Genomic DNA, 12,965 nt, shown 5'->3' with positions numbered 1-12,965 from the left:
ATGCCGCCCGCTGCTACTGTGACCTCGTCCGCCGCCCGTCGGGGCGCGGCGGCGGTGGGGGGAACGATGACGACTGCACGACGCACGGCACTGGCCGGAGCCGCGATCGCCGCGCTGCTGCTGAGCGGCGCAGCGGTGACGACGTCCGCCGCGGCCGACGACTCCCGCCCGCCGATCGAGGTGCCCCTTGTGCCGGCCGGGCGGTCGCTGGACGCCAGCTGGGACAGCTTCGCCTACGTGCCGTCACGGACGGAGCGCATCCATGTCACGCTCCCCCCGGAGCTCGCCGACTACGAGTTGACGGGTTACGCGTGGAGCCTCAGCGGATTCCCGAGCGATCTCCGAGGTGCCTTTCCCGCCCTGTCCACCTCGTTCGACATCGAGCTCCCGGATGAGGATGCGGTCACGTCGACGTTGCGACTGCTGGTCAGCGGCGCGACCGCCGGAACCGGTGACGCAGCCTCATTGACGGCGTCGTTCGTACCCGTGGTGCCCGCACAGGGTCACCCGCCCCTGGTCACCGTCGATGCCGATCTCGCGCCCGGATCGAGTGCTGCGGGTGGCATCCGGCAGCATGCCTACACCGCAGGCGGCCAGCCCGTCGCGTTGGTGGCCGGCGAACGCCTGGATCTCGTGGAGCGCCCGGGGTTCTGGACGACGGGGCCTGACTCCGACTGGGGCCACAAGCTCTTCCGCGAGATCGTTCTGCACGGACCAGGGAGTTCTGTCCCCCTCGAGGGGATCGTCTCCGACGACGGCTCGGTCTTGCAGATCGCGCTGCCCGAGGATCTCGGGGATTTCCGCGCGGATCGACTCTCCGTGGTGATGGACGCGGCACCGGTCTCCCCCGGGATCATCGCCGGGGTGTCCTTCGAGACGCCCGTCGTGGTCGAGCGGGCGATCACCGCGACACGGGTCGGCGGAGCCGACCGGTACGCCGTCGCGGCCGCCGCGTCGGCCGCCCAGTTCCCGGGTGGGGCGCCGGTCGCCTACGTCGTGACGGGCGAGTCGTTCGCCGACGCCCTGAGCGCCGGACCGGCCGCCGCGAAGGAGGGCGGGCCGCTGCTGCTCACCCGCCACGACGGGCTCAGCGACGCCACCGCGGCCGAGCTCGAACGCTTGCAGCCCGGCCGCATCGTGGTGGTCGGCGGCGCCTCGGCCGTCTCCGACGGAGTGCTCGACGCCCTCGCTGCGATCGCTCCGGTGCAGCGCATCGGCGGTGCCGACCGGTTCGCCGTGTCGCGGGCGGTGCTGTCGTCCGTGTTCGGGGACGCGACCGCGGGGCTCTACCTCGCCACCGGCGACGCCTTCCCCGACGCCCTGGCCGCCGGGGCGGCGGCGGGGGCCGCGCAGGAGCCGGTGCTGATCGTGGACGGCCGCGCATCCGCTCTCGACGACGCCACCGCCGAGATGCTCGGGGACCTGCCGATCGAGCGGGTGACAATCGTGGGCGGGCCCGCCGCGGTCTCGGAGGGTCTGGCCGACGAGGTCAGCGGGATCGCGCCGACCCAGCGCTACGGCGGCGCCGACCGCTTCGAAGTGGCGGCGGCCCTGAACGCCGCCGTGTTCGACTTCGCTCCGCAGGCGTTCGTCGCGACCGGCGCCGACTTCCCCGACGCCCTCGCCGGCGCGGCCTGGGCCGGCCGCGTCGGCGCGCCCCTCTACGTCACGCGACCCGACTGCCTACCGGCCGACGCCCTCGCGGCCATGCGCGGCCAGGACGTCTCGTCGCTCACCGTTCTCGGCGGCCCCCGCGCGGTCGCCGACCCGGTGCTCGCGCTGACGACCTGCGGCGACTGACGCAGCGCCGGGATAGCGTGGAGGGATGACCGAGCTCGCTCCCACGCTGACCCTGAATGACGGCCGCCCGATCCCCGCGCTGGGGTTCGGCACCTATCCGCTGCGCGGCGAGACGGGGGCGGATGCGGTGGCCTCCGCCATCGGCACCGGCTACCGCCTGATCGACACCGCCTTCAACTACGAGAACGAGGGAGCGGTCGGCGAGGGCATCCGCCGGGGCGGGGTGCCGCGCGAGGAGCTGTTCGTCACGTCGAAGCTGCCCGGCCGCTACCACGCCCGTGAGCAGGCGGGCGAGGCGGTGCGCGAGTCGCTCTGGCGGCTGGGGCTCGACTACCTCGACCTCTACATCATCCACTGGCCGAACCCGAGCGTCGGGAAGTTCGTCGAGGCCTACGAGGCGCTCGTGCAGGCCCGTGAGGAGGGCGTCATCGGCTCGGTCGGTGTCAGCAACTTCACCGCGGGCAACCTGCGCACGATCATCGAGGCCACCGGGGTGACGCCGGCGGTCAACCAGATCGAGCTGCACCCGTCGTTCCCGCAGGAGGAGCTGCGCGCGGTGCACGCCGAGCTCGGCGTCGTCACCGAGGCGTGGAGCCCGCTCGGCAAGGGCGCGGCCCGCTACGAGGACCCGGCGATCGTCACCGCGGCCGAGCGGCACGGGGTGTCGCCCGCGCAGGTGATCCTGCGCTGGCACGTGCAGCTCGGCAGCGTGCCGATCCCGAAGAGCGGCACGCCGGCGCGCCAGGCCGAGAACCTCGACGTGTTCGGCTTCGAGCTCTCCGCCGACGAGGTCGCGGCGATCACCGCGCTCGGCCGGCCCGACGGGCGGCTCTTCGGCGGCGACCCGGAGACGCACGAGGAGCAGTAGCGGGGCCGGGCACGCCCCTTCGCTAGACTCCTGACGTGGTAACCGAACGAGACGCCGTACTGTCGATCATCTACTCGAGCGTCGCCACCATGCCGTTCAGCGACGACGACCTGGTCGAGCTCCTCAAGCTCAGCCGGCGCAACAACGCCGGCCGCGAGGTGACGGGGATGCTCCTCTACCGAGACGGCCGCTTCCTGCAGGTGCTCGAGGGTCCCGACAGCTCGGTGCGCGAACGCATGACCGTCATCTCCGGCGACTCGCGTCATACCGACGTGCAGGTGCTGCTCGAGGAGGGCCTGTCCGAGCGCCGCTTCCCCGACTGGACCATGGGATTCGTCCCGCACGACGCCACCCCGCCCGACGGGATCCCGGGCTACCTCAGCGCCTTCGGGGTCACCGACGACGATGAGGAGTCCCGCGAGGCCGCCCGGGCCCTCGGCGATCTCATGGCCTGGTTCGAGGCCGAGGCGCAGCGCAGCGTCTGACCCAGCGCCCGGCGGCAGCCGTTCCGAAGGCCGGGCGGCAGCCGTCCTGGCGGCGGTCGGCGGCTCCGTCTAGCTCAGAGCCAGGGCTCGACGAGCTCGGCGTAGCGCCGCGCCATCGTCGCCACGACCTCCGCGCCGGGCGCCGCCCAGACGTCGGCGTGGAAGATCTCGACCTCCACGTCACCCGCGTAGCCGGCGGCCGCGACCGCTCGCGTGAAGGCGGGGAAGTCGATGTGGCCGTCGCCCATCATGCCCCGCGAGAGCAAGGTGTCGGCGGGCAGCGGTGTGATCCAGTCGCAGACCTGGTAGCTGACGATCCGCTCTCCCGCGCCGGCGACGAGCTCGAGCACTCCCGGCTCCCACCAGAGGTGGAAGGTGTCGACGATCACGCCGACCTCGTCGGGCGCGAACGGCTCCGCCAAGGCGAGCGCCTGGCCGAGGGTCGAGACGACCCCGCGGTCGGCGGCGAAGATCGGGTTCATCGGCTCGATGCCGAGCACGACCCCGCGGGCGCGCGCCTCGGGGGCGAGCTCCGCGATGGCCTCCGCGGCGCGGGTGCGGGCGCCGACGAGGTCCTTCGACCCCTCGGGCAGCCCGCCCGGCACGAGCACGAGCGTCGGTGCCTTCAGGGCCGCGGCCTCGTCGAGCGCCCGCAGGTTCTCGTCGTGGGCCGCCCGACGCGCGGCCGGATCGATCACGGTGAAGAAGCCGCCGCGGCAGATGCTCGAGACGCGCAGGCCCGAGTCGGCGATCCACGCGGCGGCGGTATCGAGCCCGACGTCGGCGAGCGGCTCGCGCCAGACGCCGATTCCGCCGAGGCCGGCGGCGACAGCGCCGTCGATGGCCTCCCGCAGTGTCCAGTTCGCGGTGGTGCGCTGGTTCAGCGACAGCCGAGCGAGCCGCGGGTCACCGGGCACGGGCGTCGGCACGCGGGCCGGCAGCCCGCTCGGCACGTCGAACGAGACAGGCTCGTCGAGGCGGGCCGCCCCGGCGACGGTGGCTCCGGATGCGCCACCACGCGCATCCGGAGACAGCTCGACGTTCTGCTGCACACTCATCGCGACGCCCCCAGCGTCTCGGCGAGCAGCCCGAACCGGTGCGCCGCCAACGACGGATCGGGCAGCAGCCGCGCCTCGTTCAGCAGCTCCACGATGCGCGCGAGGTGCGGCAGGCTGCGGGCCGACTGCAGCCCGCCCACCATCTGGAACCCGCTCTGCGCACCCGTCAGCCACGCCGTGAACGCGATGCCCACCTTGTAGTAGAAGGTGGGCGCCTCGAAGATGTGGCGCGAGAGCTCCAGCGTCGGCGCCAGCTCGGCGTCGTAGCGCGCGAGGTCGCCGTCGTCGAGCGCGGCGAGTGCGGCCGAGGCGGCGGGGGCGATGGCCGCGAACGCGCCGAGCAGAGCATCCGAGTGACCCTGCTCATCGCCCCGGATGAGCGACGGGTAGTTGAAGTCGTCACCCGTGTAGAGCCGCACCCCGGCGGGCAGCGCCCGGCGCAGCCCGATCTCGTGGGAGGCGTCGAGCAGCGACACCTTCACGCCGTCGACCTTGGCCGCGTGCGTCTCGATCAGCGACAGGAACGTCGCGGTCGCGGCGGCCACGTCGCGCGTGCCCCAGTAGCCCGCGAGCTGCGGGTCGAAGGCCTCGCCGAGCCAGTGCAGCACGACCGGCTCCGACACCTGCGAGAGGATGCGGTCGTACACCGCCAGGTAGTCCTCGGGTCCGGTGGCCGCCGCGGCGAGGTGGCGCGAGGCCATCACGATGACCTGCGACCCGGTCGACTCGACGAACGCGACCTGCTCGAGGTACGCGTCCTGAACCTGGGCGAGCGTCGCGACGCCGGGGGCGACCGTGAGGTGGTCGGTACCGGCGCCCGACGCGATGCGGGCCCCGAAGTCGTTCGCCTGAGCCGCGCTGCGGGTGACGAGCTCCTGGATGGCGGGCCAGTCGAGCCCCATGTTGCGCTGCGCGGTGTCCATCGCCTCGGCGACGCCGAGACCGTAGCCGAAGAGGTGCCGGCGGAACGCGAGCGTCGCGTCCCAGTCGATCGCGGCGGGCGCCCCAGGCACGTTGTCGCCGTGCGGGTCGGCCACCACGTGGGCGGCCGCGAACGCGACCCGCGAGGTGTAGGGCGACGGATGCGCGGCCCACGCCCGCGGCTCGTTCAGCTCGATCTCCCGCCACCCGCCGGCGGTCGGCAGCGCGAGGCGGGTGCCGGTGCCCGTGCTGCTGCCGGCGCTCACGAGCGTCACGACGACACCGCCTGGATCTCGACGCGACGCCCCTCGTTCGACGACTGAAGCCCGGCGTCCACGAGCTGCAGCCCGCGCACGCCGGCGGCCAGGTCGTAGGGGTGCGGGCGGCCGGCGGCGACGTCCTGCAGGAACTGCTCCCACTGCGCCCGGAAGCCGTTCGTGAACTCCTGGTTGTCGGGGATCTGCGTCCACTGCGACGGGAAGTCCTGGTCGGTCGGCAGGTCGGGGTTCCAGACCGGCTTCGGCGTGTTCACCCGCGGCTGCACCTTGCAGCCGAAGAGGCCGGCGACCGCCGAGCCGAGGGTGCCGTCGACCTGGAACTCGACCAGCTCGCCGCGGTCGACCCGCACCGCCCAGCTCGAGTTGATCTGCGCGATGATGTCGCCCTCGAGCTCGAAGATGCCGTAGGCGGCGTCGTCGGCGGTGGCCTCGTAGCGGTTGCCCTGCTCGTCCCAGCGCTCGTGGATGTGGGTGACGGCCTTGGAGGAGACCGCCTCGACGCGGCCGAAGAGGTTCTCGAGCACGTAGTTCCAGTGGCAGTACATGTCGAGGGTCATGCCGCCGCCGTCCTCCTCACGGTAGTTCCAGGAGGGGCGCTGCGCGGGCAGGAAGTCGCCCTCGAAGACCCAGTACCCGAACTCGCCGCGCACGCTCAGGATGCGGCCGAAGAAGCCCGAGTCGATCAGGCGCTTGAGCTTCAGCAGGCCCGGCAGGTAGAGCTTGTCGTGCACGACGCCGTTGATGACGCCGGCCTGCTCGGCCGCGGCGACGAGCTCGAGGCCGTCGGCGACCGTGTTCGCGATCGGCTTCTCGGTGTAGATGTGCTTGCCGGCGGCGATGGCCTGCAGGATGGCGTCCTTCCGGGCGCTCGTGACCTGGGCGTCGAAGTAGATGGTCGCGGTCTCGTCGGCGAGCGCGGCGGCCAGGTCGGTGGTGTACTCGGCGACGCCGTGCAGGGCGGCCAGCTCGGCCAGCTTCTCGGCGTTGCGGCCGACCAGGATCGGCTCGACCGTGAGCCGGTCACCGTTCGGCAGCAGGATGCCGCCGTCGTCGCGGATCGCGAGGATCGACCGCACCAGGTGCTGGCGGTAGCCCATGCGTCCGGTGACGCCGTTCATGATGATGCGAAGCGTCTGCGTCGACACGTCGTTTCCGTTCTCTCGGGCTCTCCGTGCGGAAAGCGCTTTCCAGATGGTTCGACTCTGCCAGACGGGTCCGGCGTTGTCCAGTGGGAGTGGGGTGTCAGCCCGCCGCCGGCGTTCCGGCCACGACCGCGTTGTGCAGCCGGTCGACGTCGAGCCCCAGCCGCGACGGGCTCGCGATGTTCGTCAGCAGCACGAACGCGACGCCGAGCTCGGGGTAGATCCAGAACTCGGTGCCGGCCCAGCCGCCGTGGCCGTAGGTGCGCTGCTCGAGCAGCCCGGGGGCAGCGAAGCGCAGGTTCCAGCCCAGGCCCCAGTCCTGTCCGCGCTCGGCGGGATAGGGCTCGAGCCGGGGCAGTCCGGTGGTCTGCGGGCGCAGTATCGCGGCGACGGTCGACGGATGCACGACCCGCCCACCGTCGGCCAGCAGCGCCGATCCCAGCGCCAGCAGGTCGGACGCGGTGCCGTACAGCCCCGCCCCCGGATGCGCGAGCCGCTGCAGCGCCGGATAGTCCAGCCCCTGCTCGGCCGCGTCGAACACCGGGTGCGGATCGCAGCCCGCGTCGAACGTCAGCCCGGGCATCCCGGCGTCGGCGGCGAGTGCGTCGAGCTCGTGCTCGAGCGACTCCCCCGTCGCGTGCTCGACCAGCGCCTGCACGCCCGCGAACGCGATGCTCGAGTACCGCGAGACGGTGCCGGCGGCGAAGTCGGCGTCCGCGCCGAGCAGCGAGGCCTCGAGCCCGAGCGGCGTGTGCAGCGGCGGTTCGGCGATGCCCGAGGTGTGGCTGAGCAGGTGGCGCAGGCGCACGGTGTCGGAGCGGCGCTCCCCGAAGGCCGGCAGAGCATCCTGAAGTGGTGTCTGCGGCGTGAGCAGCCCGCGCTCGACGGCCCGCAGCGCGGTCAGCGCGACGATCGGCTTCGTGATCGAGAACAGCGGGTAGTGGTCGCCCACCGCGGCCTGCCTCGACCCGCTCGCGCCGAACGCCTCGAGCTCGAGCACGCCGCTCGCGTCGGCGATGCCGAGCACCGCCGTCGGCAGGATGCCCTCGTCGACCTGCCGCCGGGCCCAGCCCAGCGCGTGCCCGTAGCCGCTCATGCCGTCTCCTCGTCTGCACCGTCGGGAAGCGCGAACACGCGCGCCGGGCCGTCGGCCTCCACGATCGCGCGCGGGTCGTCCACCACGACGACCAGGCCGTCCGGGCTCCGCCACGCGCGCCACCACGGGTCGTCCCGCCGGTCGGCGGAAGCCCCCGGCACGGTCACCCGGATGACCGCCCGCTCGGCCGTCGACCGCCCCACCGTCGCGGGCTTCACCTCGGCCAGCCACGGCGCGACGCCCTCGAGGGTGCGCCGCTGAGTATCCGGGATCTCGCCCGCCGCCGTCGGCCCCACGTTCAGCAGCAGACGGCCCCCGCGCGACACGACGTCGGCGTAGAGCCGCGCCAGCTCGCGCGGCGTCAGGGCCTCGTCCTCGACGGCGTTGTAGCCGAACGAGAAGCCGAGGCCGCGGCAGTGCTCCCAACCGGTGTCGGTCTCGTTGGACGTGTCGTGGTCGTACTCGCTGGTGCGATAGTCGCCGACCGGCGCGCCCCAGCGGTCGTTCACGATGCCCTCGGGCGCCGCCGCCCGGAAGCGGGTCAGCAGCTCCTTTATCGAGGTCGGCCCGGGCTCCTTGCCGGCGTCGGGCCAGTCGATGTCGTTCCAGAGCACCTCGGGCGCGTAGCGGTCGATCAGGTCGGCCACCTGCGCGAAGGCGTAGTCGTTGTAGTCGGCGCCGACCGGTCGCAGCCGGCTGACGTCGTCGCTCGAGGTGAGCGGCGGATGCTCCGCGAACGCCCAGTCGAGACCGCCCGAGTAGTAGACGCCGAAGCGCATCCCGGCCTCGCGCACCGCGGCCGCGAGGGGGCCGATCAGGTCGCGGCGGGGCCCGCGGGCCACCGTGCTGAGCTCACCGGCGCCCGGAGCGTCCCAGAGCGCGATCCCGTCGTGGTGCTTCGTGGTCGGCACGACGTAGTCGGCGCCGATCGAGGCGAAGAGCCTCGCCCACTCGGCGGGGTCGTAGCGCTCGGCGGTCCAGGAGTCGAGGAAGGCGGCGTAGGGGGCGCCGTCGTAGAGCTCGGTGTGCCGACGCGCCGCCGGCGAGCCCTCAATCCGGATCGTGTTGGCGTACCACTCGGCATAGGCGTTGTGGGCGAACCACTCCTCGTCGGGCACGGCGCCGAGCGCGCCGCTCGGCTCGGCCCAGGCCGGCACCGAGTAGGCGCCCCAGTGCACGAAGACGCCGAGCGTGGCGTCGCGCGCCCAGGCGGGCAGGGGGCGGGAGAGCACGCTCGCCGTAGCGCTGTCGCGGGCGGGCGTGGTCGTGCCGGCGCTCACCGCGTCTCCTCCGGGCCCAGCACGTCGTCGTCCCGGTCCGCGCGCCGCGGACGCTCCGGGATGGCCACCATCGCCAGCACGACGCAGCCGAGCGCCGGAACGGCGAGCGGCAGCAGCTGCCACGTCACGACCACCGCGAAGGCCGCGGTCGCGATCGTGTAGCCCGCCCCGGCCGGGTCGCCGCCGAGAGCCGACGGCACCGCCGTGAAGGCGGCGCGCCAGCCGGCATCCGGAGACCATCGACCGCACGCGGTGAGCAGCACCAGCGCGACCGCGGCGAGACCGATCCAGCCGACGAGCCCCACCAGCGGGCCGCCGGGCAGCGCGCCCGAGCCGGCCAGGTCGATGTCGAGCACGAGCACCAGCACGAGCACGGCCGCGCTGAGGGCCACGACGGCTCCCCCGAGGAAGGCGGCCTTGAACTCGGCCCAGGCGACGGCGAAGGTCGATTCCTCGGCCCGCAGGAAGCGGCGCATGTGCCCGGCCCCGGCGGCGAGGGCGGCCGGCAGCGTCACGAGCGGGAGCGACACCAGCGTCACGAGTATGCCCACCGTCAGCACCTCGCCGAGCAGCGCGAAGCGGTTGCGCGCGCCCGGGAACCGCGCGGGCGGCCCCTCCTCGCGAACCGGCCCGCTGCCCGAATCGGCGGCGCGGCGGGCGGCCCGATCTAAGCGGCGGTGCTGCCTGTCGGTCACGGTCATCAGCCCTTGAGCCCCTGCGTGGCCACCCCGTCGACGAGGAAGCGCTGGAACACGATGAAGAAGATCAGGATCGGCAGGAGCGCGAGGAACGACACCGCGACCGTGGCCCCGTAGTCGGAGGTGCTGGTGGCGTCGTTGTAGAGCCGCAGCGCGATCGGCAGCGGGTACTTCTCGGGCGAGTTCACGTAGAGCAGCGGGCCGAGGAAGTCGTTCCAGGTCCAGATGAACGCGAAGATCGCGCTCGTGATGAGGGCCGGCCTGATCAGGGGCAGGATGATCGAGAAGAAGATCCGGGTGTGGCCGGCGCCGTCGATCCGGGCCGCCTCGTCCATGTCGCGCGGGATGTTGCGGATGAACTGCACCATCAGGAAGACGAAGAACGCCTCCGTCGCGAGGAACTTCGGCAGGATCAGCGGCACGTAGGTGTCCACCAGCTCGAGCTTCTGGAACATGATGTACTGCGGGATGATGATGACGTGGAACGGCAGCAGCAGCGTTCCGATCATCGCGGCGAAGAGCACGCCGACACCCTTGAACTTGATCCGGGCGAAGGCGTAGGCCGCCAGGGCCGATGAGGCCAGGATGCCGACGACCGCGCTCACCGCGATCAGCAGCGAGTTGCCGAAGAACCGCCAGAGCGGCGTGCCGGCGATTCCGTCGAACACCTTGAGGTAGTTGTCGATGGTCGGGTTCTCGGGGATGAGCCCGGGGTTCTGGCCGAACTCGCTCGAGGGCTTGAAGGTCGAGAAGACCAGCCAGACGAGCGGGTACAGGATGATCGCGGTGAGCGCGAGGAGCACCACGAACCAGATGACCGTGTTGACGGTCTTGCGCTTCGGGCGGCGGCGCCGCGGCTGCGGCTCGATCTGGCCCTCGAGGAAGGCGGCGCGGTCGACTTCGATGGTGCTCATTTGTTCTCTCCCGCGTAGTGGACCCACGACTTCGAGGTGCGGAACAGGATGAAGGCGATGATCGCGACGACGATCACCAGCACCCAGGCCATCGCCGCGGCGTAGCCCATCTGCCCGTCGGCGAAGCCGCGCTTGTAGAGGTAGAGGGTGTAGAAGTTCGTCATGCCGGCGGGGCCGCCCGACCCGTTCGAGATGATGTACGCCGAGGCGAACACCTGGAAGGCGTTGATGGTCTCCAGCAGCAGGTTGAAGAAGATGACGCTCGAGAGCATCGGGATCGTGACCGAGCGGAACTTGCGCACCGGGCCGGCCCCGTCGACCTCGGCGGCCTCGTAGAGCTCGCGCGGGATCTGCTTGAGGCCCGCGAGGAAGATCACCATCGGGGCGCCGAACTGCCACACCGCCAGCAGGATCATCATCGGGATGACGAGCGAGACGTTGCCGACCCAGCCGCCGATGTTGATCCCGAACAGGCTGAGCGAGGAGTCGACCGGCCCGTTCGAGGAGAACATGGCGCGCCAGACGATGGCGACCGAGACGGAGGCGCCGATCAGCGACGGGGCGTAGAAGGAGGAGCGGAAGAAGCCGGTGCCGCGGTTGCGGTAGTTCAGCAGCATCGCGATGCCGAGGGCCGCGGCGAGCTTCACCGGGGTGCCGACGAGCACGTAGACCAGCGTGATCTGCACGGACTGCAGGAACTGCGGGTCCTCGGTGAACATGCGCACGTAGTTGTCGAACCCGACGAACTTCGGGTCGGCGAACAGGTTGTACTTCGTGAAGGAGAGGTACAGGGAGTAGATCATCGGCCCGAGCGTGAGGCCCAGGAAGCCGATCAGCCACGGCAGCAGGAAGGTGTAGCCCGCCACGTTCTCGCGGCGGTTGGCCCGTCGCCGCCCCGGCTTCAGCGCCGGGGTCTTCGGCCGGCCGGCGCCCTTCGAGGGGCCGCCCGCTCCGGCGCGGGTGGGCTGCTCCGCGGCAGCCTCTTTCGTGATCGTCACGCGATTTCTCCGATCCCTGTGACGCACTCCGGGCCCGGACACGAGGTCCGGGCCCGGAAGGCGTGGGTGGTTACTGGTTGAGGACGACGTCCATCTCGTTGAAGAACTGGTCGACTGCCTCGTCGACCGTCAGGGTGCCGAAGCCGAGCTCCTGGCCGATCTGGCGGAACTTCTCCTCCAGGGTGCCGGCGCCGACGATCGGCACGGGGGGCGCGTCGCCGAGGCGGTCCTGGATGGACTCCTCGTAGTCGCGGATCTGGGCGTCGAGACCGCCGAGGTCGGCGCCCTCGAGCTGGGTTTCCGAGGCAGGCAGACCGCGGTTGGTGCCGAAGATGGCGCCGACCTCGGGCGAGTTCACCAGGAAGTTCACGAGCGTGGCCGCAGCCTCGGGGTGATCGGTCTTGGCCGAGATGGTGTGCAGCATGGAGGGCTTCAGGTACAGGTCCTTCGCGCCTTCCTTGGTGACGGGCGGGGCGACCAGGCCGAGCTCGGTGTAACCCTCACCCAGGTTGCCCAGGTAGCCGGCACCGAAGTTGTCCCAGGTCAGCTCGCTCGCGGTCTGCGCCGCGTCGAAGCCCGACAGCGGGTAGATCTCCTCGAGCCGCTGCTGCGGGATGGTGATCGCGGGGTCGCGCACCTCGGCGCCCTGCTCCCAGAACTCGGCGAGGCGGGCCTTGTCGAAGCCGGGCTCGCCATCCTCGCTGAACAGCTCGGCGCCCTCGGCGCGCAGCTGGATCTCGAAGTTCTGGATGCGGCCGGTCCAGTCGGTGCCGCCGGAGATGCCCTGGGCGCTGCCCGCGGTCGTGACCTCCTTCATCCACTCGGCGTAGTCGTCCCAGCTGCCGCCGCCCTCGTAGCCGGCCACGCCGACCTGCTCCAGCAGCTTCGGGTTCGTGTAGAGGCCCCAGGCGTTGGTGGAGGTCGCGATGCCGGTGGTGGTGCCGTCGACGACCCCGATGCCGAGGATGTTGTCGGCGATCGCGTCGGTCTCGATCGTCGACCCGAGGTAGGGGTCGAGGTCGAGCAGCAGCCCGTTCTCGGAGTACTGGCGGAGGTAGGAGTAGTCGAACTGCATGACGTCGGGCAGGCCGCCGCCGGCCGCCTCGGTCTGACGCTTCTCCCAGAACTCGGGGAAGCCGAGGAAGGAGCTGTTCACCGTGATGTTCGGGTACTCCTCGTTGAAGGCGGCGAACGCCTGGTCGTAGAGGTCGGCGCGCACGTCGTTGCCCCAGAAGGCGAAGTTGAGCGTGACCTTCTCGTTCGGGTCGTAGGTCGCGGCCGGCTCGGAGCCCCCGCCGGCGCAGCCCGTGAGCGCGAGTGCGGCGCTGACACCGATCGCCGCCGCGGCGACCGCCGTTCGGCGCTTGCGAATTTCGAACATCTTTGTCCTCCTGGAAACGTCTGTGTCTACCCGGTGCTGCGCCCTG

Annotated in this window: 12 protein-coding genes; 3 read left to right on the top strand and 9 right to left on the bottom strand. The window is 71.7% G+C overall.

Annotated elements, in window-relative coordinates; genetic code table 11:
- Window positions 1-66 precede the first annotated feature (66 nt).
- From HQQ85_RS19600 to HQQ85_RS19590, 3 genes are read left to right on the top strand one after another with little or no spacing between them, the layout of a single operon-like run.
- The gene (locus HQQ85_RS19600) at window positions 67-1,800 is read left to right on the top strand and encodes a cell wall-binding repeat-containing protein (RefSeq protein ID WP_173184295.1); all 1,734 of its coding nucleotides are present in this window, start codon (window positions 67-69) and stop codon (window positions 1,798-1,800) included.
- Window positions 1,801-1,825: 25 nt separating this feature from the next.
- A complete protein-coding gene (locus tag HQQ85_RS19595; protein ID WP_173184294.1) occupies window positions 1,826-2,668 on the top strand; it encodes an aldo/keto reductase in 843 nt (280 codons plus the stop codon).
- Window positions 2,669-2,703: 35 nt separating this feature from the next.
- Complete coding sequence (locus tag HQQ85_RS19590; protein ID WP_173184293.1) at window positions 2,704-3,153, top strand: BLUF domain-containing protein; 450 nt, start codon at window positions 2,704-2,706, stop codon at window positions 3,151-3,153.
- Between the two features lie 74 nt (window positions 3,154-3,227).
- Here the strand turns inward: HQQ85_RS19590 and HQQ85_RS19585 are convergent, their stop codons facing one another.
- The 9 genes from HQQ85_RS19585 to HQQ85_RS19545 form a co-directional block, all read right to left on the bottom strand.
- On the bottom strand, window positions 3,228-4,211 hold the full coding sequence (locus HQQ85_RS19585; protein ID WP_173184292.1) for a sugar phosphate isomerase/epimerase: 984 nt from the start codon (window positions 4,209-4,211) through the stop codon (window positions 3,228-3,230).
- The gene (locus tag HQQ85_RS19580) at window positions 4,208-5,398 is read right to left on the bottom strand and encodes a dihydrodipicolinate synthase family protein (RefSeq protein ID WP_371741981.1); all 1,191 of its coding nucleotides are present in this window, start codon (window positions 5,396-5,398) and stop codon (window positions 4,208-4,210) included. The genes HQQ85_RS19585 and HQQ85_RS19580 overlap by 4 nt, the downstream gene beginning before the upstream one ends.
- A 5-nt stretch (window positions 5,399-5,403) precedes the next feature.
- Window positions 5,404-6,528 carry a Gfo/Idh/MocA family protein gene (locus HQQ85_RS19575; RefSeq protein ID WP_216851929.1) on the bottom strand — a complete coding sequence of 375 codons (1,125 nt, stop codon included), beginning with the start codon at window positions 6,526-6,528 and terminating at the stop codon, window positions 5,404-5,406.
- 124 nt (window positions 6,529-6,652) lie between these two features.
- Window positions 6,653-7,648 carry a serine hydrolase gene (locus tag HQQ85_RS19570; RefSeq protein ID WP_173184288.1) on the bottom strand — a complete coding sequence of 332 codons (996 nt, stop codon included), beginning with the start codon at window positions 7,646-7,648 and terminating at the stop codon, window positions 6,653-6,655.
- Entirely contained in the window at window positions 7,645-8,928 is a 1,284-nt protein-coding gene (locus HQQ85_RS19565) for an alpha-L-fucosidase (RefSeq protein ID WP_371741974.1), read from the bottom strand. The genes HQQ85_RS19570 and HQQ85_RS19565 overlap by 4 nt, the downstream gene beginning before the upstream one ends.
- Window positions 8,925-9,623 (bottom strand): DUF624 domain-containing protein, encoded by a 699-nt coding sequence (locus HQQ85_RS19560; RefSeq protein ID WP_371741973.1) that lies wholly within the window; start codon window positions 9,621-9,623, stop codon window positions 8,925-8,927. Before HQQ85_RS19560 ends, HQQ85_RS19565 begins: the two co-directional genes overlap by 4 nt.
- A 5-nt stretch (window positions 9,624-9,628) precedes the next feature.
- Window positions 9,629-10,540, bottom strand: a complete 912-nt coding sequence (locus HQQ85_RS19555; RefSeq protein ID WP_173184284.1) for a carbohydrate ABC transporter permease — start codon at window positions 10,538-10,540, stop codon at window positions 9,629-9,631.
- Complete coding sequence (locus tag HQQ85_RS19550; protein WP_254069618.1) at window positions 10,537-11,445, bottom strand: carbohydrate ABC transporter permease; 909 nt, start codon at window positions 11,443-11,445, stop codon at window positions 10,537-10,539. Before HQQ85_RS19550 ends, HQQ85_RS19555 begins: the two co-directional genes overlap by 4 nt.
- Window positions 11,446-11,608: 163 nt before the next feature.
- Window positions 11,609-12,919, bottom strand: coding sequence for an ABC transporter substrate-binding protein (locus HQQ85_RS19545; RefSeq protein ID WP_173184282.1), 1,311 nt, complete (start codon window positions 12,917-12,919; stop codon window positions 11,609-11,611).
- Between the last annotated feature and the right edge of the window lie 46 nt (window positions 12,920-12,965).

It is taken from the genome of Herbiconiux sp. VKM Ac-2851 (genome assembly GCF_013205105.1).
In the GTDB taxonomy this organism is placed as follows: Bacteria; Actinomycetota; Actinomycetes; order Actinomycetales; family Microbacteriaceae; genus Herbiconiux; species Herbiconiux flava.
Note: the sequence above shows the minus strand (reverse complement) of the source record. Positions and strands in the feature narration are given on the sequence as shown.

Excerpts from the sequence above, each read along its gene's own strand:
- HQQ85_RS19600 (WP_173184295.1), top strand. The coding sequence starts at position 67 with ATGACGACTGCACGACGCACGGCACTGGCCGGAGCCGCGATCGCCGCG.
- HQQ85_RS19595 (WP_173184294.1), top strand. The coding sequence starts at position 1,826 with ATGACCGAGCTCGCTCCCACGCTGACCCTGAATGACGGCCGCCCGATC.
- HQQ85_RS19585 (WP_173184292.1), bottom strand. The coding sequence starts at position 4,211 with ATGAGTGTGCAGCAGAACGTCGAGCTGTCTCCGGATGCGCGTGGTGGC.
- HQQ85_RS19575 (WP_216851929.1), bottom strand. The coding sequence starts at position 6,528 with ATGAACGGCGTCACCGGACGCATGGGCTACCGCCAGCACCTGGTGCGG.
- HQQ85_RS19570 (WP_173184288.1), bottom strand. The coding sequence starts at position 7,648 with ATGAGCGGCTACGGGCACGCGCTGGGCTGGGCCCGGCGGCAGGTCGAC.
- HQQ85_RS19555 (WP_173184284.1), bottom strand. The coding sequence starts at position 10,540 with ATGAGCACCATCGAAGTCGACCGCGCCGCCTTCCTCGAGGGCCAGATC.
- HQQ85_RS19545 (WP_173184282.1), bottom strand. The coding sequence starts at position 12,919 with ATGTTCGAAATTCGCAAGCGCCGAACGGCGGTCGCCGCGGCGGCGATC.